Genomic DNA, 19,357 nt, shown 5'->3' with positions numbered 1-19,357 from the left:
TTCCGTGAAGACAAAAGTTTGCCAATTGGTTGCAGGCGCCGGCTAATGAAAAGTTCTTCCTGTCCTTGCGCGCCCACGGTCCTATTAAGCAGGCAATACTCGATGACAACAGGGCGCTGCCGCCAACCGTGCGACAAACAAGGGCGTGCGCCTGCACGCGTGCGGCTTTGCGACGCAGACGGTCCAGATGTAGTTCGGCCGGAGTGAGAATGCCGAACTTCTATTTGATGAGGACGATTATGAGTCAACCTAACTGTTTATTCCCAACGAGGCGGCTTGTCGCCCAACTGTGCAAGGGCGCACTTCTGGCCGCTGCCGGCGTCAGTCTCTTCCAAACAGCGTGGGCGACTGAAGGCGGCATTGGCCGGCCAATCACAGGTATGCAGGTGACGCCCTATGGCGGCATCGTGCCGCCCACCAGCGACTGGATCGTGACCGCCGCCACAATCTATTACGAAGGCTCGCTGGGCGCGAGCAAGTCGATTCCGATCGCCGGTCAGGTCACGGCCGGCGTCGACGCAGCAGCCGAATACACCATCCTCGCGGCAATCAAGACGTGGGGCATTACCGTGGGCGGCTGGAACTTCGCGTCCTCGTTCGGCGTGCCAGTCCAGTACACGGACATTTCGTCATTTCATGGCCGTTTGCCGAACGACCACGGCACGCAGTTCGCCGATTTCTTCTTCACGCCGGTTATCGCCGGCTATCACCTGACCAAAACCGACCATATCGCGCTGAGTGTGCAGATCTACGCGCCGACCGGCGCGTATAACCCTAACCGGCTCGCCAATGCCGGGCAGAACACGTGGACCTTCACGCCGACAATCGCCTATACGAAACTGCTGCCGAAAGAGAACATCGAGTTGTCGTTGAACTATGGCCTCGAGTTCTACACGCCCAATAACGACACCCATTATCACAACGCGCCGGTCAGCGTGCTCGATCTGCTTGCGCTCAAGCGCTTCAGCAACGGCTGGGGTGTCGGCGTGGTGGGTGGCTACATCCAGCAGATCGGCAAAGACAGCGGTGGCATCGCGGACGTCGTCGGAGGCAGTCAGGGCCATTCCGTCGGCCTCGGGCCGATGGTCACGTGGTCGGGCAAGATCCAGAAAACGCCCGTATCGGCTTCGCTGCGGTGGGTCAACGAATTCAACACCAGCAACCGGCCGAAGGGCAATGCGGTGCAACTGTCGGTCAATGCGACTTTTCAGTAACGCGGCACGCCGAGCGTGCACCTTACCCGCTTTGGCACGCTCTTCTCATATTTGATGAGCTACAACACGCGCGAATTGACGAAGTAGCGAATATAGTTGGCCTGCGAATAGACGGTATCCGTCTGCCATTCGCCGCACAGCCGTTCCTTCCCGGTCGGATCGGGCGGGTTACGCAAGGGTGCCGGCTTCAATCGACGGTGCTGGTCGCCTGCAGCGAAGTGGCTTCGTCGATCGACGTCTGGATCTGGTGCAACACGGCCTCGCTCGTCTCGCCGACGGCGCGGCACGATTGCCTGAAGTGGTCGATCTTCACTTCCGCGTCCGAAGGAAAGCGGAGCGCGTTCGTCGACCAGCTTTCTTTCGGTAGCAATTTGCAGATTTCGTGATCTTCCTCGAACACCTTGCGGTTCATTCGCACCGTCGATTCGAAAAACGTGTCGAGCATGCGCGCGGCGTTGTCATTCAGCGTGTTCGATGCGTACAGGCGGCTCGTGAAGTGCGTCAAGCCCTGACCTTGCGCAGCGGGGAAGAAATTTTGCAGCGAATACGAGTAGCCGTATGTCGAAGAAATCATCGTGAACGGGAAGATATAAATGCTCATATATCCCCCGTACTGATAGTCGATGTTGAACAGTTTGCGCAGACGAGCTAACTGATTGGCGAGGCGTGTGTTGCCGAGTGGCGCGTACCAGATCGAGTTCATCTCGTCGAACACGTTTTCTCCATCGCCCAGTTCCAGCGTGGCGAGCGTTTCCGAGTGCACCGCGGCGATGTGATACGGCTCGAGTGCGTTCTCGACGGCGAGCGGCCAATAGCACTCGTAGTTGTAACGGTTCAGGTCGAGCCGTTGGTCGACGTTGAACGAAATGTTCTCCAGAAGCTCCGCGGTCCTGCCCAACTGTTCATACAGGCCCGAGCGCGGTTTGATTGCAAAGAACACGAAATCGCCGCACCAGTCGACCTGGAATGTGTTGAAGCGTGCGCGGTCGAGCTCGCACGATTTGAAGCGCTCTTTTTCCGGCACGATGATCGTGCCGTGCTTATACGTCCAGCCGTGATAGCTGCATGTCGCCGGCCGGTTGCCGTGCGCATCGCTATAGATTCGCGCGCCGCGATGCGGACAGGTATTGTCGAATGCAACGATCTCGCCGTTGTCGTTGAACAATACGACTTCGCCCAACACCCCGTCGAATTTGACGAAGTCGCCGTCGTTGGCAAGTTCGCGGCGATGACAGCCGAGATGCCAGTACTGTTCGAACAAAAGGCGATCGAGGGTCATTTCAGAGCTTCCTCGCCGGCGCGGCATAGATCACGGCGTCTTCGGCGACTGAGCGCATCACGATCGCGCCGGCGCCGATTTTCGCTCGTGCGCCGATCTTCAGCTTGGGCAGTATTTTCGCGCCGCTGCCGAAAAATACTCCGTCGCCGGTTTGCACGTAGCCGGTCAGATCCACGTGCGAGCTGAGCGTCGAGTAGGCGCCGAGCTTGACGTCATGGCCGACGCTGGACAGCACGTTGATCGCAACGAAGTCGCCGACATGCGCGTCAGCCGATATAACCGCTTGAGGACACACCATGACGCCTTCGCCCAGCACGGCAGAGCGGGCGACGACGGCGCTCGGATGCACGAGCGTCGCGAACACGGCGCCGCGTTCGCGCAGACGCGCCACCACAGCATGTTTGCCCGCTGGGTCGCCGATAGCGACGAGCACGGCGTCGCCATCCCGCGGGCGGTAGTCGTCGATATCGCCCTGCCATTCGAGCTGGTATGGATAGTCTTGCAGCGCGGCCGGGTTGGCGTCGAGAAAAGCGCTGATGGCTGGGCCGCGCCCCGCATCGGCTGCATCTTGCGCCCAGTTGATCAACTCGCGCGCGAAGGCTCCGCAGCCGGCCACGATCAGTCGCTTCACCATCATCGAACCTTGTATCCGCCGTCGACGACCAGCGTCGTGCCGGTGATCCAGCGGCTCGCTCCGCTCAGCAGAAACAGTGCGGATTGTGCGACATCGTCGGCTTCGCCGAAGCCGAGCAGGTGGCTCTTCTCGTAAGCGGCGAGTGCTTCATCCGGGCTGCCGCCCGTGAGCCGGTCATGCATGGCGGTGTGGACCGCGCCGGCCGCGATCGAATTGACGCGAATCTTGCGCGGCGCCATTTCACAGGCCAGCGAGCGGACCAGACCGTCGACGGCGGCCTTGGCGGCGGAGTAAGCGGTCATGCCTGCCTGGCCCGTCGAGCCGGCTACTGACGACATGAAGACAAGCGAGCCGCCGTCCACGATGACATTCTTCTTGCTGCCGGCGCGGGCAATTCCGAACGCGGCATACAGGCTGCTGCCGAACACCTGATCCAGTTGTTCCTGCCTGGTCAGCTTCGCGGGGCGAATCAACTCGACGCCCGCCGCATGAAACACGCCGGCAAAGGCACCGTGCGTCTCGGCGAGATGGCTTACCCATTCGGCGGTCTGATCGGCGTCGACGAGCGACGCCGCAGCGGCTGCGTGGCCGCTGCCGTGGAGCCCGGCGAGCGTTGCCTGAAGGCGGGCCTCGTCGCGCCCGGCGGCAATCACATGTCCGCCCAGGCGGGCAATCAGTTGCGCGCTCGCCTGGCCGATACCCGACGACGCGCCGGTCACGAGATAGCGGCCGCCGGCGAGGCAGTTGTCAGCGAAGAGTGTCATGTCTCGATCGTGTCCACGATGTTGAGCGGTCCGACCGCAAGTGCCGCCGATGCCCACGAATATCCGACGCCGAAGCCAAACATGCCTAGTTGCAGCGTCTCTTCCTTCAGGCGGTCTTTCAGTTCGGTGGTGATCAATAGAGGAATCGACGCGCAGCTCGTGTTGCCGTACTCGCCGATATTGACCGGCACGCGTTCGGCCGGCAAGCCAGCCTTTTTGGCCAGATGCTTGAGCATGAACAGATTGGCCTGATGGAACAGGAACGCGTCGTACGAGTCCTTGTCGCGGCCGGCAATGTCGAGCGTGCGTGAGACCAGCTTCGGCACCGCGTTCAGCGTGAAATTGAAAATCTCGCCACCGTCCATGAACAGGCATTCCGGCGACTTGCCGGCCATGCGCTCGTCGGCCGCGGCGTCATACGGCTTGAAGCCGCCCGACGGCACGATCAGATTGCGCGCGCCCTTGCCGTCCGCACCGATGATGAAGTGGGCGGCCGCATCGCCGTTCGAGGTCTCCAGCGCCGTCATCGTGCCGGCGTCGCCGAACAGCAGCGAGGTCGAGCGGTCGGTCGGGTCGATCATCTTGCTGATCGTGTCGCCCACCGCCAGCAGCACGCGCTTTGCCGCGCCCGTCTGGATCAGGTTCATGCCGAGCCACAGCGCCTGCGGATAGCCAGAGCAGCCGAGATTGATGTCCAGCGCGAGACACGATGCCGGCAGATCGAGCTCCGCCTGCAATACGAACGCCGTGGCGGGCAAGCGGTAGTTCGGCGTTTGAGACACGAAAATGAGCGCGTCGATCGAGTCCGCCTGCCAGCCGAGTCCGGCAAGCAGCTTCTCGCCGGCCTTGCGGCACAGATCACCGGCGCTCGTCTGCGCGTCTGCCCAGCGGCGCCGGTTGACACCGATCATCTTGACCACATCGCGGACGGCGGATGCGTCGAACCTCTCGACGAAGTAGTCGTTATCCACCTGTTTCGAGGGCACGCACGACACGACGCCTGCGATGCGGGCGCCTTGCGTGCGTAACTCGCGTCCCGCGCTGAAGTCCGGCGAACTCATGTCCAACTCCTTAGGCTGCTTTTTTCGCCGTGCTGATCAGCGCTTCGATGTCGGCGATGGTATTGCAGTTGTTCAACGCCTGGCCGCTTAGCATCACGTTGAAGCAGTCGTCGACGAGAGCGATGGTCGACACGACGGCAAGCGAGTCCCAGTTGTGCTCGTGCAGATCGAGTTCCCGCGTAATCAGGCTTGCATCGATTTCAAAGATTTCGGCCATTCCTTCGTAAAAGTTTTCCATGTCCACTCCTGCTAGTAAGTCACGAGGCAGCCGGCCCATGAGTAGCCGACACCAAAGCCCAACAACATCAATCGACTGCCATGCTGGAGCAGGCCGTCGTCTTTCATCTGCTTCAATGCGAGCGGAACCGTCGACGAAACGGTGTTGCCGCATTGCTCCATCAGGATCGGAAACTTCGCTTCCGGGACCTTCATTTTCTTGCGCAGTGCCTCGAGCATGAAACGGTTCGCCTGATGCAGCACGAAGAAGTCGATTTCCTCGCGGTCCATGCCGGCTTTTTCGAGCAGCGATGTCGCCGCTTTGGGCACTTCGGCAAGCGAGAATGCCATGACTTCGGCGCCGTTCATGTACAGGTGTTCGTCGGTGCGCACGTTGCCGGACGCATCCTGGGTTTCGAGCGCGCTTTGTGCGTTCTTCGGCTCGCGGAACAGCCCTGCCTTGACGATCAGGTTCTGCGCGCCGCGGCCGTCCGTGCCGAATACGAAGGGGCCGATCGACGCGTCGCCGTTCGTGGAGGCCGTGATTGCCGTCGCCGTGGCACCGTCGCCGAACAGGGTGCGAACGCTCTTGTCGAGGGGGTGTACGTACTTCGAATAAGTGTCGGCGGTCAGCAACAGCACGCAGCGCGCGGCGCCGGTTTCCACCAGCCCCCTGGCGAGCGAAAGTCCATACACATAGCCGGAGCAGCCGAGATTGACGTCGAGCGCGCCGGCGTGAGTCGAAATGCCGAGCCGGTCCTGCAACAGGCAGGCCGAGGTGGGCAACACATAGTCGGGCGCCTGAGTGCACAGAATGACGAAGTCGACGTCCTGCGCATTCACCGAGCCTTGGGCAAAGAGGTTGCGCGCCGCTTCATAAGCCAGGTCCGCCGCGGTCTGCCCGGCCGCGGCGATATGCCGTTGCTGAATGCCTGTCTTGGCCAGAATCTTGTCCGCCGGCCATTCCGGATAGAGCGCCGCCAGCTGCTCGTTCGTCAGGACCTGCTCGGGCAGGAATCCGGCGATATCGAGAATGCGTGCCTGCACCCGGTCGGATCGAACAGAGGACGTCATGGTCAGCAATCCGCGATAAGTCCGATGATGCGGTCGAGCATGCCGTCGGTCAGCGCCGGGAAAATCGGCAGGCATAGCACCTGTTGCGCGGCAGCATGCGCGATCGGCAGGTTTTCACGGCGTGCGGACGGCAGACCACGATAGATCGGGAAGTCCGAAATCAGCGGATAGAAGTAGCGCCGCGTGTAGATATCGTGGTCGCGGAACTTCTGGTACAGCGCGTCGCGGCTGATCGGGAAATCCGGACCGACCAGGATCGGGAAGTACGAGTGGTTTGCCACTTTCTCGCCGGCTTTCTGCATGCAACGGATGCCGGGAATGTCGCGCAGCCGCTCGCGATAGATTGCATCGATCTGCGCGCGCCGGGCCAGTGCTTCGTCGATGTGCTGCAGTTGCAGCAAGCCGAACGCGGCATTGATCTCGCTCATCTTGCCGTTGATGCCGGATGCCACCACCGTCACTTCATCGACGAAACCGAAGTTCTTCAGATGGTCGATGCGCTGCTTGGTCTTCGCGTCCTGGCAGATGATCGCGCCACCTTCGAAGGTGTTGAACACCTTGGTAGCGTGAAAACTCAGCACCGCGAGATCGCCGTGTTCGAGCACGCTGCCGGTGTCGGTCTGGACGCCGAACGCATGGGCCGCGTCGTAGATCACTTTCAGATTGTAGTTGTCGGCGATCTTCTGGATGGCATCGACGTCGCACGGCTTGCCGTAACAGTGCACCGGCATGATCGCGGTGGTCTGCGGGGTGATGGCCGCCTCGATCCTGGCCGGATCGAGATTGAGCGTGTCCGGGTCGACATCGGCGAACACCGGCTTGATGCCGTTCCACACCAGCGAGTGCGCGGTTGCCACGAACGAATAGGGTGTCGTGATCACCTCGCCCGTCACACGCAGCGCCTGTAACGCGGTGAGCAGCGCCAGCGTGCCGTTCGTGAACAGCGCGAGATGGCGCACGCCGAGGTACTTGCACAACGCCTGTTCGAACTGCTGGTGAAACGGGCCGCCGTTGGTCAGCACCTTGCTGTCCCAGATCTGCTGAAGATAAGGGATGAACTCTTCGAGCGGCGCGAGGTGCGGCTGGGTAACGTAGATGCGCTCGTCGACAGGTGACTCGATAGCGCGAAGCGGCAAAGCTGCGTTCACTTGGATTCCCCTTTATCGGACAGCACGGGCGCTTCATGGGCGGCGCCGTTTATGTCTTCCATCGAAACTTCGAACGCCGCGGCCGGCTCGCCGGCGCACCAGCGCTGCCACATGATCCGCAGCGCGCGCGAGACACCTGCCGCGACCACTTCGGGGTGGAACGCCGCCGACGCGGCACAGCGTTCGCGCAGGCCGGTGCGGATGGCGGCGAGCGCGGGAATGTCGGACGCCAAAGCCACACCGCGCGCAACGAACTCTTCCTTGTTCGCGGCGACGAATTCCTCGAGCCCGACATGCGACATCCAGGTGGTGCCGGCGCGGCTCGCCAGCGTATCGCCGGCGATGGTCAGCGTGGGAACGCCCATCCACAGCGAGTTCAGCACCGTGGTCGAACCCGTGTACGGGAACGTGTCCAGGCAGATATCGACGTGGAAATGCTGCTGCAGGTAGACCGGAATGCTCGAACGGCGGCGGAACATCAAACGCCCGCGTTCGATGCCTTCTCCGGCGAACCAGTCGATCAGCAACTGTTCGTCTTCGTCGGTGGCGATTGCGCCGAGCAACATCCTGGCGGTCGGCTGCGCGCGCAGCAATTCGGCCCACAGGGCAATCACGTCACGGCGCAGTTTGTTCAGCCGGTTGAAGCTGCCGAACGTGATGTAGCCGTTATGCATGGCCGGCAGAATATTGACCGGCGGCGCACTCTTTTCCGGCAGGAACGTCGCGCTCGACGGTAGATGAACGATTTTTTCGGAGAACAGTTTTTCCGCCGGCCCGAACGGCACGCCGTACTTGTCCACCAGGTAATAGTCCATTGCGCTCAGGCCGGTGGTGCCCGGATAACCCAGCCAGGTCACCTGAATCGGCGCGGGTTTGCGCGCGAACGTCAGCAGCCGGTTGCGGCCGGTGTGGCCAGACAGATCGAACAGAATGTCGATGCGTTCATCGCGGATCTTGCTGGCCAGTTGTGCGTCCGGCATGCCGGTGATCTGCTGCCATTCATCGGCGCAGTCGCGCAGCATCTGCGTGTAGTCGTCTTCGGCAATGTGGTTGCTGTACACATGCAGGGACAGACTCGGATCCTTCGCCAGATGTTCCATGATCGGCAGCAGGTACGAGGCGACGGCGTGGCGGAACAGGTCGCCCGAAACGAGGCCGATTTTCAGCTTGCGATCCGGCGAGCGTTTGTTCACGTGACGCGGCCATTGCGCGCGCACCGGGTCTTCGTGCTGGCGTGCGAAATTGGTGTGTTCGGCGAACAGCGTGGCGTGATCGGTCTCGGGGTTGTGCCACAACGTGAACAGAAAGTTGTTGGCCGCGATGTGGTCTTTAGGATCCTTTTCCAGCGCGGTGCGGAATTCCTTTTCCGCTTCCGCCACGAAGCCGAGATCGAGCAGCAGGACACCCAGCGTGCTGTACATCGAGGCATTGTTCGGCGCGAGTTCGACCGCCCGTCGTACGGCGGCCAGACCCTCGGCCACGCGGCCCTGATGAACCAGCGACATGCCGAAGATCCGCTGCGCTTCGGCGTAGTCCGGATTGATCGCCAGAACCGCGCGGCACTCCTGCTCGGTTTCCGCGTGCAAGCCTTTCAGGCGCAGCGTATCGGCCAGCACCGTGCGGCTTTCGAGTTCCTCGGGGACCAGTTCAGCAGCCTTGCGCAGCGGGACGAGCGCTTCGTCATAGCGGCCCAGACGGTGTAGCGCGATGCCGAGCCAGCGCCACGAGTTACCGTCGGCGGGAAAGCGCTGGGTCAGGGAACGCGCGAGTTTCACCGCCTCGACGACATGGCCTTTGTTGTAGAGCGCCGTATAGCGATTGGTTTCCTGCTGGCTGACCCGGCGGCCCGATGCGATGGTGGTCCGCGTGCGTTCCGCAGCCGCCGGCGTGTCTGTTGCAGCGGCAGGCTGAGCTTGCGGCTTCAGCGTCGCGACCGGCACGGTATGGATGACTTTGCCGGGGTTGGCCATGCGCACGATCAAACCGTCGACCGCCGGCCCCTTCAAGCCCTGCTTCTGACCCATTTCGAGCGCCAGCCACGCCGCGGCGGTTTCCCCGGCGTCGATCAGCGCGCTGATGTAGGCGGCCCAGTATTGGCCGTTGTGGGGATGCAGCCCCAGGCACTGCTCGAAGAGCGGCAGGGCCTGGGCCGTACGGTCGGTCTGGCCGAGCAGTACGCCGAGGTTGTACAGCACGTCGGCGTGTTTCGGATTCGCGTCGAGGATGGCCCGATATAGCGCCTGCGCGTCCTCGAATTCGCCCTTGTGGTGATGGTCGAGCGCCGTCTGCAACACGAGTGCGATGTCCTGCTCGAGTTGTTGTTCGGGCGTCAGGGGTTCGGCAGGCTGCTGCTCGTACAGGAGAGTCATGGTCTCGGCGCAAAATGTTCTATGGAGGAAATTGTGCGACCAGGCCGGTCTTTCCGATGCGCGGAGATGACGGTAAAAAAGCCGCCTGTTTAGCGTATGGAGGAAGGGGGCGGAGAGCCGGAAGGCAAGAAAAAAGCCCGCACGAGGCGGGCCGAGGGAACGAGCGCGCCTCACTTCGGCACGTAGTTCTTATTGTTGGGTCGGCCGGCAGGGCCGGCTTCTTTGGGACGGATGCCGCTTGGGCCGGCGGCGCTTCGGATGATTCTTACAGGCGGGCCATCCGCTGATATTCCCCGGCGGCCCGGGTGCGTCCGATCGCCGCTTCGAACTCGATATGCAATTCGTTCTGGGTGACTTCGGCGTCGGCGAGCAGCGCTGCGTCGATTGCCTGGATCTGGCGGATCATCTCCAGCGCGGCCGGTTCCTGCGCGGCGGTGAGCGACATCAGCAGCGGCGAGCGCGTTTCGGTCAAACGGGCCGCTTCCGGCCAGTCCGCGAGCGAGGCCGCCTGTTCGATTTCCCGCGTGATGGACAACACGCGTTCGACCAGTTCCGTCTGGGTCATGTTGTGCGCGTTCATGGCTTAGCTCTTGTTCGTGGCCAGCGCGCCTGCGCTGTTGGTGCCGCCGAACAGCGCGGTCAGGTATTGCGAATTGTTGTTCATGGTCGCCATCAACGTGTTCAGCGCGGTGAACTGCGCCTGATACTGGTTCGTCAGTTGTGTCGTGTAGTCGGCGAGCGCGGTTTGCTGTGTGGCGATGCTCTTCAGGTCGGCGTTCAGCGCGGTATTGCGCGTGTCGATGATGCCGCCGGTCTGCGTGAAGGTGGTGATGCTGGCGTTCAACTGCTCGGCAATGCCATTGGTCGAATTGAACAGCGAGGCGACCGTGGCCGGGCTGCTCGTCAGCGCCGTGTTGAGCGCGTTGTTGTCGACCACCAGCGTGCCGTCCGCCGGATCGTCCTTCAGCGTGATGCCGATCGCCGCCAGGGTGGCGCCCGTGCTGCCCGACCCAACCGCGCCGCCGATGATATTGGCGAGCGTGTTCTTGATCGTCTGCAGCGTGGAATCGCCCAGCAGCGGACCTTGCGACGTCGAGCCGGAACTGAACGAGGTGAGCGTGGACATCGTCGTCACGACGGTGTTGTACAGGCTCACGAAATTGTTGATCGCGGTGTTCTGCGACGTGGTGTCCGGCGCGATGGTCAGCGTCTGCGGGGTGCCAGCGGGCGTGCCCACGGCCGCCGCCGTCAGGTTGATCGTCACGCCTGAAATGGCGCCCGTCACCGCGTTGCTGGAACTGCTGCCCGCGATTCCGCCGATCGTGAACTCCGCGTCTTGCGCGTAGCCGCTTTGCGTCCACGCGCTGCTCGAATTAGCCGACGAGATCGACGACTGGCCGCCCGTGGTGCTGGCCGTCGACGTCACGCCGAGGCTCGACAGGCCGGTATCGCTCGTGACGTTGCTGGTCGAGACGTTGATGACGTTGGCCGCCCCCGTGTTCGCCGCGCGCAGCACGAGGTGGGCGCCGTCCGTGCCGGTCACGATGGTGGCCGTGACGCCCGGGTTGCTGCTGCTCGCGTTGATCGCCGACGCGATGCCCGAGAGCGTATTGTTGGTGCTGTCGACGTTGATATCCATCGACTTGCCGTTCATCGAGATCGACAGCGTGCCGGTGCCTAGCGCCGTCGTGGCGCCGAAGGCTGCCGACGACAAGGCTTGCGAGCTGGCGATCTGCGTCACGGCGATCGAATAACTGCCGGCCACGGCGCCGACGCCGGCGGTCGCCGTCAGCCCGGTGCCGCTCGCGGTCGCCGCGAACGTTGCCAGCGTGTTGCCGTTGGCGAGATTCGTGATGCCCGACTGCAGCGCGCCGAGCGCCGAGCTCAGTGCGCCGTACGCGGACAGCGTGGTGTTGTCGGTGGTTTGCTGTGCCGCCAGAGCCGCGGTTTGTCCGGCGGTCTTCGCGTTCACGAGCGCCGTGACGAGCGTCGACACGTCCATCGACGAATTGCCCGTCGAGCCGCTGATGATCGATTGGGCAGCCGACTGCAGCGCGGCGTTGGCGCTTGCTGTAGAAGACGAGGTTGAGATCGAGGACATGCAGAGGCTCCAGGCGTCTAGGAATCTGTATCAGGTGGTGCGCGATGCTACATCACTACGTGATGGAAATGCACAGCGGGAGGCGTGCCTCCCGTCGCTTGAAACCCGGCGATGCGCCCCGCTTGCGCGCGGCGCATCGCCGTTACTGCGTCAGCGCTTACTGCAGGAGCTTCAGAACTTGCTGCGGATTCGAGTTAGCTTGCGCCAACACCGAGATACCAGCTTGTTGCAGCACTTGCGCCTTGCTCAGGTTCGCCGTTTCCTGTGCGAAGTTGGCGTCCGTGATTTGCGATTGTGCCGACGACAGGTCGGTCGATTCAGCTTGCTGCGACGTCGAGATTGCGGTGAAGCGGTTTTGCGCGGCGCCCAGTGCAGCTTGCAGTGTATTCACGGTCTGCAGCGCATTGTCGATCGAGACCATTGCTTCGTTCGCGCCGGTGACCGTGCTGATGTCGAGGCCCGACACCGTCGGCGGGTTGTTGATCGCGTTGATCTGCGCAACCGATGCGACGGCGGCGGAGGAAGCCGCGCCGGTCGTCGGCAGAGCTGTCGAGCTGATCGTCAGGTTGGTGACCGCCGTGCCGGTACCCGCGCCCGTGCCCGCGCTGAAGATTGCGTTGGCGACGCCCGAGGTGATGGCCTGGTTGTTCTGGTCCGTGAAGGTGTAGCCGCCTTGGCCGTCCGACAGAACGTTGATCGACGTGATCGTCGCGCCGGTGCTCGTGTATGCGCCCGTTGCATCCAGGCTGACCGCGATCGTGCCGACCGTTTGACCCGTTTGCACCAGGCCGCCGCCGATCTTCGCTGCCGACATCGATTGGCTCAGGTCCAGGCTGATCGTCTGACCGACGTTGGCGCCGACCTGGAACGTCACGCTGCCTGCCGAGCCGTCCAGAATGTTCGTGCCGTTGTACGTCGTTTGCGATGCGATACGGTTCACTTCAGCGATCTGCGCCGAAACTTCCTTCTGCAGCGCGGCCTGGTCGCTCGCCGACAGCGAACCGGTCGATGCTTGCACCGCCAGCTGGCGGATACGTTGCAGGCTGGAGGTCAGCGAGGACAGTGCGCTCGATGCGGTTTGAATCATCGACACGCCGTCGTTCGCATTCGACACGCCCTGATTCAGGCCGTTGATCTGCGTTTGCATACGCGTCGAGATTGCCAGGCCTGCTGCATCGTCAGCCGCGCTGTTGATGCGCTTGCCCGACGACAGGCGGGTGATGGCTTGCGAAAGGGCGCTTTGCGAGCCATTAAGGTTTTGCTGTGCAACCAGCGAGTTGATGTTGCTATTGATTCCGAGCATGGAAAATCTCCTAAATAAGCCTTGAGCCCAATACGCCACGTTGGCATCGGCGGAAGCACTCGTTCATTGCTGGCCGCCTCAGTGAAGGTTGACGGCGCCTCTTAAAAAAACTTGAGGAACTTTGTGCAATAGCGACCCAATTGTTTTCCAGGCCGGGAGGCGCTGTGCGGCGCTGGAACCCTTGCTCCGCAGACCCACTGCAGGTATTGAAAAGACGGCGTATTCTCTTTTTCTCTTGTGACAAACCCTGGAGAAATCATGCAAAAGCGCAGGATTGGGCGTTCGCAATTACAGGTCGCGCCGCTTATGTTCGGCGGCAATGTTTTCGGCTGGACCGCCGATGAAGCCACCTCGTTTTCGATTCTGGATGCGTTTGTCGATGCCGGTCTCGACTTTATCGATACTGCCGATGTCTATTCCGCATGGGTGCCGGGCAACCAGGGCGGAGAGTCGGAAACCATCATCGGCAAATGGCTCCGCCGGAGCGGCAAACGCGACAAGATCGTGCTCGCGACCAAAGTCTCGAAGCTTCCGCAGCGCAAGGGGCTGTCGGCCGCGAACATTCAGGCGGCTCTCGATGATTCATTGCGGCGCTTGCAGACCGATTACATCGACGTCTACTTTTCCCACGACGACGACACCGGAACGCCGCTTGCCGAAACGCTCGGCGCGTATCAGAAACTGATCGAGGCGGGCAAGGTGCGGGTGATCGGCGCGTCGAACTACAGTGGCGCGCGTGTCGAGGAAGCGCTCGCGGTGTCCCGTCAGCACGGACTACCTGAATATCAGCTGTTGCAGCCGGAATACAATCTGTATGACCGCGCGGAATATGAGCGCGACATCGAACCGGTGGCGCTCGCCAATCAGCTCGGCGTAGTGGTGTATTACAGTCTTGCGAGCGGCTTTCTGTCCGGTAAATACCGCTCGAAAGCGGATCTCGCCAACAAGGCGCGCGGTAGCCGCGTCGAAAAGTACCTGAACGAACGCGGTTTGCGGATTCTCGCCGCGTTGGACCGGGTCGCCGACGCGCACGGCAGTACGCCGGCCACGGTCGCCCTGGCATGGCTGATCGCACGGTCCAGTGTTACGGCCCCGATTGCTAGCGCAACGTCGGTCGACCAGCTCGAAAGCCTCGCGGCCGCCGTACATTTAATGCTGACGGGCGCCGATATCCGCGAACTGGACGAAGCTAGCGCCTGAGCGCAAACGGCCTGGCGCAATCGCTAAACCCCTGGTAGGATGGAGAGTTTCCTGATATCATCGGGAGTGAATTGAGATCTTTGCCTGTTTCGTCAACGCTTTTCCGTTGATGAAAGGTCGGCGAAACGGCAGCAGACGCGGCTTTTGCATCATGTCTGTCCGCGTTGCGCGGTGAACTCCCCACCTCTCTTTTCCGGCCTCCGTGGCCGCTTTGCCTCTCGTTTCAATCGTGGTTTGGCTGGGTTCTACCCGCGTTTGCCTGTTACTGGCCATGAATTGGAACGACCGGAGGGCCGGCGCGTGAGCGGTATGCCGCCACGCAATTTACCCCTATCAAGTGATTGAGTTAGGAATTACATGACGACGATTCTTCTGAAAGAAAACGAGCCGTTCGAAGTGGCGATTCGCCGCTTTCGTCGCGCAATCGAAAAGAATGGCCTGATCGCTGAACTGCGTGAGCGCCAATCGTACGAAAAGCCGACCACGGCACGTAAGCGCAAGAAGGCTGCTGCTGTGAAGCGCCTGCACAAGCGCCTGCGCAGCCAGATGCTGCCGAAGAAGCTGCACTAAGCACGCTTTTTCCGCACGGCCGAATGGCGGTGTGAGCTTCGAAAGAAGCCACATCGCCGTTTTGCTTTTTGTGCACGTCTTTGCTTTTTTCAGGGTGGACACGCCGACGCTCATATATGCCGGCATCGCGGCAGCCGTTTTGCCCAAGTAGCGCACCGGAATATCTCAATCGCGGTTATGTAGTCGCGAGGCCTGATGAAGTTGCCCACCGGGCAGCCGCCGCAATAACCGCGATAAGCGCGGCCGCCGCTGCTTCAGCCCGCTTTACGATTACGTCCTTTCTTGCCAAGCGCCGCGCATCGTGCGCGGCACGCGCAGCTCGCCTCGTGGTCGTTGACCATGCCCACTGCCTGCATGAACGCGTAGCAGATGGTCGAGCCGACGAACTTGCAACCATAGCGTTTCAGCCCCTTGCTGAGCGCGTCCGAAATGTCGGTCGACGCAGGAGCCTGCTTGTACGAAGTCCAATCGTTCTGGATCGGCGTCTGATCGACGAACGACCAGACGAAATTGGCAAGCGAGCCGTGCTCGGCCTGAATCTGCTGGACTGCGCGAGCGTTGGTAATGGCCGCTTCGATCTTGCCGCGATGGCGCACGATACTTTCGTCCTTCACCAGCGCATCAACGTGTTTCGGCGTGAAGCGCGCAACCTTGTCGATATCGAAGTCGGCGAAAGCGCGCCGATAGCCGGCCCGTTTGTTGAGAATCGTCGACCACGACAAACCCGCCTGAGCGCCTTCCAGCACCAGCATCTCGAACAGATGCTGGTCGTCGCGCGAGGGCACGCCCCATTCGGTGTCGTGGTAGTGTGCGAGCGCTTCGCTCGATACCCAGTTGCATCGCTGTGTCACTGTCGCGCTCCTGCGTTGTGATGTCGCCCGCCAGCATAGCCGAAGCCATGTGTACTGCAAGTTAGCCGTTCGGCCGATTGCCGGATTGAAACTGACCTGCCACGCTACGCGTTATTCATCCACGGAACTCATTCGATTCCATGAACAAAGACTTCTTTCTGATCGGCATCGACGGCGGCGGCAGCGGCACGCGCGTCGTGCTCGGCGACGCACAGGGCCGTGAACTGGCGCAGGCGGCAAGCGGGCCCTCGGGTTTGGGGCTCGGTGTCGAACGTGCGTGGCAGGCCATTGCGGCCGGCTGCGGCGAAGCATTCGCACGCGCCGGCGTGGCGCTCGACTGGTCGCGCTGCGTGCTCGGCTGCGGACTCGCCGGCGTCAATAATCGCGACTGGTTGACAGCGTTTCGCACCCAGGCACCCGCGCTAGCCGGGCTCGCCGTGGAAAGCGACGCCTATACCACCTTGCTGGGCGCGCACGCTGGCGCGCCTGGCGTGATCGTCGCGCTTGGCACCGGCAGCGTGGCGGCCGTACTGGATGGCGACGGCGAATGCCGTATGGTCAGCGGCTACGGCTATCCGTCGGGCGACGAAGCGAGCGGCGCGTGGCTCGGGCTGCGGGCCATCGTGCATGCGCAACATGCACTCGACGGGCGCGGCGCCAACGACGATCTCGCGCAAGCGCTGCTCGCCCATACCGGCGCACATGACCGTGACAGCCTCGTCGTCTGGCTTTGCGAAGCCAATCAGACCGCTTATGCGAGACTTGCGCCGATCGTCATCGCCCACCGCTCGCATCCGTTCGCGGCGCGTTTGCTCGGCGAGGCCGGTGCCGAAGTGGGCAAGATGATCGCCGCGCTGGACCCTTCGGCGAGCTTGCCGATTGCGCTGTGCGGCGGGCTCGGCGCGCCGTTGCGCGAGTACGTGCCGCACATCTATCAGGCGCGGTTGCGCGAGCCGCTGGCCGACTCGGCACACGGTGGATTGCAACTGGCGCAGCGCGAGGCGGTTCGTCTCGGCGGCTGATAACGGCACGTCGTGGCGCGCTCCCGGCTGAGAATTGCAGGAAATGGCTGGTGCGTTTCCAGTGAACCCGGCCGACGCCGGTAAAATGCTCGCTTCGATGTTGCCCGACTGCTCACACTATGTACAAAGTTATCGCCACGGACCTCGACGGTACGCTGCTCAATGCCGATCACCAGGTGGACCCATTCACGGTCGCCACCGTGCGCAAACTCGAGAGCGACGGCCTGCACTTCGTGATTGCTACGGGCCGCCATTATTGCGACGTCGCCGGCATCCGCGACGTGCTGGGCATCAGCCCGTATCTGATCACGTCGAATGGCGCGCGCATCCACGCGCCGGACAACACGGTGATCCACGCCGACGATCTGCCTCCTGCCATCGTGCAACGGCTGGTGCAGCCGGAAATTGCCGGCGCGCATGGCCGTGTGATCGTCAACCTGTTCGCCGATCAGGCCTGGCTGATCGACCGCGACGCGCCGGATCTGCTGAAGTTTCACCAGGACTCCGGGTTCACCTATGAGGTGACCGATCTGCCGAAACATGACGGTGCCGACATCGCGAAGGCGCTCTATATTGGCGAGCCGGCCGATCTCGCGCAGGTCGCGGCGAATCTCGCACGCCAATTCGGCGACGCGCTTTACGTGACCTATTCGCTGCCGGACTGCCTGGAAGTGATGACGGCGAATGTATCGAAGGGACGGGCGTTGCAGATCGTGCTTGAGCGCGTCGGCGTCGATGCCTCGCACTGCGTGGCGTTCGGCGACAACATGAACGATATCGATCTGCTGGAGACGGCTGGACATCCGTTCATGATGAACAACGCCAATCCCGATCTCATGACACGTCTGCCGAACGTGCCGCGCATTGGCAACAACTTCGAAGCGGGCGTTGCGCACCATCTGCGCAAGCTTTTCTCGCTCGACGACGAATTGATGTCCTGACGGAAAATGGAAACGGCCCGCGTCCGTTTTCATGAACGCGGGCCATTTTTCGTGCGAGCCTTTCCGGGTTTCCGGTTGCTATCGACCGTGTGGCAGATCGCCGGTTGAGCGGCAGCGGCAAGACACCTCATTGGCCGCCGCCGGCCGCATCAGGACGATCAGCCGTGCCATCCGCCACGGCGCTCGCCGCGATCATCGTGACCCCAGCCACGATCATTGTGATTCCAGCCGCGATCATGCCGATGGTCGCCACGGTAGTAGTCACCGTGGTCGTAACCGCGGCCCCAGCCGCCATTGCCGTAGTACACCGGCTGCGGCGCGGCATAGACCGGAGCCGGTCGGGCATAAACCGGTGCGCCGAGCGACAAACCGATGTTCAGATCCGTATGCGCTTGCGCGACACCGCATGCGCCCGCTGCGAGTCCTGCGGCAACCAGCAAGTGAGTGACGATGCGTTTCATGTTTGTTCTCCTGTGAGGCGACGTATGTGTGTCGCACAAGACCAATCTACGCATTCCGGCCGGTGGGTGCTGCGACGAGATGTTACGGACTGCAAGCATCGTCGCGGGAATTGAAAGGCGCGGGCGGCGGCATCCGGGTGCGTCCCGTGCGAGCCGCTGCCCTCTCAAAGCCAGGCTGTGCAAGGATGCGCGGCCACTTGAGCCGCTCCGAAGCCCTCTAGGCGCCATGCTTTATTCCAATCAGCCGGCGGCGAGCGTAATTGCGGCTTACATCTGTATTGCCGGATTAATCTGCCGCATTCCCGGAAGATGCCGCCGCAGCCGCCGACGATGCACCCGGCAGCGCCGCGCAAGGGCAATCGGTTGCGCGTCCGTCCAGTCCCTGCCGGTCATGTTTGAAGCTGGCGCGCGCGGTACCGTTTTCCCAGTTGAGGCGAACAATATAGATACTGTCGAAATCGTCGCTCTCCCACTTCGGTACATCGGCTGCATTGCCGCCATGCGCGCTCAGCATCTGCCGCAACAGTTTCACGATCAGCTTGTGCTCCCAGGCCACGACGATCAGCTTGTTGCGATTGGCCGGATTGACGAGTGCGCTGCCGAGTTGATCGATCTGAGCGAAACCATAGGGCGTTTGCACCGGCATCTGGAACTGGATGGCGGTCGGTTCGATGGTCGCAAGTGGCCGGATGTAGTAATAGGGCTTGCCGCTGTCGTCTTTCTGCTGGCCGGGATCGGGTGCATAGATCGCGTCCGGCTTGCCGAACTTGGCAGCAATTACCGCCGGCAAGGCCAGAGCGCGGTTGAGCCCCTGGCAGTTGAGCTGGCCGTAGCCTTGGGCCGGTTTCTCGCCGTGCCGCACGAACACGAGCGTTTCGACCTCGGTGCCAGCCGCATGCGCGGCAGGTAGCGCCGACAGACCCGCGCACAGGCCGCCGATGGAGAGTGCGACGCCATGCAGAAATCCGCGGAAACGCTTCATAGGTGACACCTGTGCGAGCTTGGGAGGTCGCACGATTCTAGCAGCGGTGCTTGAGCGCGCCGTTGGCACGGCGATACCGCGCTGCCCGGCGGCGGCCATTGCGGGCGGGCGTTATTTCGCCGGCCAAATGTAGCCGTTATCAAAACGTGTCCGACGCACTCGCTCCG

20 protein-coding genes are annotated in these 19,357 nt (G+C 62.1%); 5 read left to right on the top strand and 15 right to left on the bottom strand.

Annotated features, from left to right (window positions below; all coding sequences use genetic code 11):
• Positions 1-380 precede the first annotated feature (380 nt).
• Entirely contained in the window at positions 381-1,214 is an 834-nt protein-coding gene (locus BXE_RS21410; RefSeq protein WP_233518757.1) for a SphA family protein, read from the top strand.
• A gap of 59 nt (positions 1,215-1,273) precedes the next feature.
• Here the strand turns inward: BXE_RS21410 and BXE_RS47905 are convergent, their stop codons facing one another.
• The 12 genes from BXE_RS47905 to BXE_RS21355 form a co-directional block, all read right to left on the bottom strand.
• Positions 1,274-1,405: a hypothetical protein gene (locus tag BXE_RS47905; RefSeq protein ID WP_267886342.1), complete on the bottom strand. Its 132-nt coding sequence runs from the start codon at positions 1,403-1,405 to the stop codon at positions 1,274-1,276.
• A complete protein-coding gene (locus BXE_RS21405) occupies positions 1,402-2,493 on the bottom strand; it encodes an aromatic ring-hydroxylating oxygenase subunit alpha (protein ID WP_011490248.1) in 1,092 nt (363 codons plus the stop codon). Before BXE_RS21405 ends, BXE_RS47905 begins: the two co-directional genes overlap by 4 nt.
• Before the next feature lies 1 nt (position 2,494).
• Entirely contained in the window at positions 2,495-3,127 is a 633-nt protein-coding gene (locus tag BXE_RS21400; protein WP_011490247.1) for an acetyltransferase, read from the bottom strand.
• Positions 3,127-3,891: an SDR family NAD(P)-dependent oxidoreductase gene (locus tag BXE_RS21395; protein ID WP_011490246.1), complete on the bottom strand. Its 765-nt coding sequence runs from the start codon at positions 3,889-3,891 to the stop codon at positions 3,127-3,129. The genes BXE_RS21400 and BXE_RS21395 overlap by 1 nt, the downstream gene beginning before the upstream one ends.
• A complete protein-coding gene (locus BXE_RS21390; protein ID WP_011490245.1) occupies positions 3,888-4,952 on the bottom strand; it encodes a ketoacyl-ACP synthase III in 1,065 nt (354 codons plus the stop codon). Before BXE_RS21390 ends, BXE_RS21395 begins: the two co-directional genes overlap by 4 nt.
• 10 nt (positions 4,953-4,962) lie before the next feature.
• Entirely contained in the window at positions 4,963-5,190 is a 228-nt protein-coding gene (locus BXE_RS21385; RefSeq protein WP_038457170.1) for an acyl carrier protein, read from the bottom strand.
• An 11-nt stretch (positions 5,191-5,201) separates the two neighbouring features.
• Positions 5,202-6,242 carry a ketoacyl-ACP synthase III gene (locus BXE_RS21380; protein ID WP_011490243.1) on the bottom strand — a complete coding sequence of 347 codons (1,041 nt, stop codon included), beginning with the start codon at positions 6,240-6,242 and terminating at the stop codon, positions 5,202-5,204.
• Positions 6,243-6,244: 2 nt separating this feature from the next.
• Positions 6,245-7,390, bottom strand: coding sequence for a dTDP-4-amino-4,6-dideoxy-D-glucose aminotransferase VioA (vioA, locus tag BXE_RS21375; protein WP_011490242.1), 1,146 nt, complete (start codon positions 7,388-7,390; stop codon positions 6,245-6,247).
• Positions 7,387-9,759, bottom strand: a complete 2,373-nt coding sequence (locus BXE_RS21370) for a tetratricopeptide repeat protein (RefSeq protein ID WP_011490241.1) — start codon at positions 9,757-9,759, stop codon at positions 7,387-7,389. The genes vioA and BXE_RS21370 overlap by 4 nt, the downstream gene beginning before the upstream one ends.
• A gap of 265 nt (positions 9,760-10,024) precedes the next feature.
• Positions 10,025-10,339 carry a flagellar protein FliT gene (locus BXE_RS21365; protein WP_011490240.1) on the bottom strand — a complete coding sequence of 105 codons (315 nt, stop codon included), beginning with the start codon at positions 10,337-10,339 and terminating at the stop codon, positions 10,025-10,027.
• A gap of 3 nt (positions 10,340-10,342) precedes the next feature.
• Positions 10,343-11,860, bottom strand: a complete 1,518-nt coding sequence (fliD, locus tag BXE_RS21360) for a flagellar filament capping protein FliD (protein ID WP_011490239.1) — start codon at positions 11,858-11,860, stop codon at positions 10,343-10,345.
• Positions 11,861-12,017: 157 nt separating this feature from the next.
• Complete coding sequence (locus tag BXE_RS21355) at positions 12,018-13,163, bottom strand: flagellin (RefSeq protein WP_011490238.1); 1,146 nt, start codon at positions 13,161-13,163, stop codon at positions 12,018-12,020.
• Positions 13,164-13,421: 258 nt separating this feature from the next.
• Between BXE_RS21355 and BXE_RS21350 the strand changes: the two genes are divergently transcribed.
• Both BXE_RS21350 and rpsU read left to right on the top strand, forming a co-directional pair.
• Positions 13,422-14,363, top strand: coding sequence for an aldo/keto reductase (locus tag BXE_RS21350; RefSeq protein ID WP_011490237.1), 942 nt, complete (start codon positions 13,422-13,424; stop codon positions 14,361-14,363).
• Positions 14,364-14,720: 357 nt separating this feature from the next.
• A complete protein-coding gene (gene rpsU / locus BXE_RS21345; RefSeq protein ID WP_006050883.1) occupies positions 14,721-14,933 on the top strand; it encodes a 30S ribosomal protein S21 in 213 nt (70 codons plus the stop codon).
• A 254-nt stretch (positions 14,934-15,187) separates the two neighbouring features.
• Here the strand turns inward: rpsU and BXE_RS21340 are convergent, their stop codons facing one another.
• Complete coding sequence (locus BXE_RS21340; RefSeq protein WP_011490236.1) at positions 15,188-15,784, bottom strand: DNA-3-methyladenine glycosylase I; 597 nt, start codon at positions 15,782-15,784, stop codon at positions 15,188-15,190.
• Between the two features lie 140 nt (positions 15,785-15,924).
• On the opposite strand from BXE_RS21340, the gene BXE_RS21335 reads away from it, so the two are divergent.
• Together BXE_RS21335 and BXE_RS21330 are read left to right on the top strand one after the other, a co-directional pair.
• Positions 15,925-16,806, top strand: a complete 882-nt coding sequence (locus tag BXE_RS21335) for a BadF/BadG/BcrA/BcrD ATPase family protein (RefSeq protein WP_011490235.1) — start codon at positions 15,925-15,927, stop codon at positions 16,804-16,806.
• A gap of 119 nt (positions 16,807-16,925) precedes the next feature.
• A complete protein-coding gene (locus BXE_RS21330) occupies positions 16,926-17,747 on the top strand; it encodes a Cof-type HAD-IIB family hydrolase (RefSeq protein ID WP_011490234.1) in 822 nt (273 codons plus the stop codon).
• 158 nt (positions 17,748-17,905) lie between these two features.
• Here BXE_RS21330 and BXE_RS21325 read toward each other — a convergent pair whose 3' ends face one another.
• Positions 17,906-18,208: a PXPV repeat protein gene (locus BXE_RS21325; RefSeq protein WP_011490233.1), complete on the bottom strand. Its 303-nt coding sequence runs from the start codon at positions 18,206-18,208 to the stop codon at positions 17,906-17,908.
• A 286-nt stretch (positions 18,209-18,494) separates the two neighbouring features.
• Positions 18,495-19,190 carry a hypothetical protein gene (locus BXE_RS21320; protein WP_011490232.1) on the bottom strand — a complete coding sequence of 232 codons (696 nt, stop codon included), beginning with the start codon at positions 19,188-19,190 and terminating at the stop codon, positions 18,495-18,497.
• Positions 19,191-19,357 lie beyond the last annotated feature (167 nt).

The organism is Paraburkholderia xenovorans LB400, from assembly GCF_000013645.1.
GTDB classification, from domain to species: Bacteria; Pseudomonadota; Gammaproteobacteria; order Burkholderiales; family Burkholderiaceae; genus Paraburkholderia; species Paraburkholderia xenovorans.
This window is presented reverse-complemented; position numbering and strand designations above follow the sequence as displayed.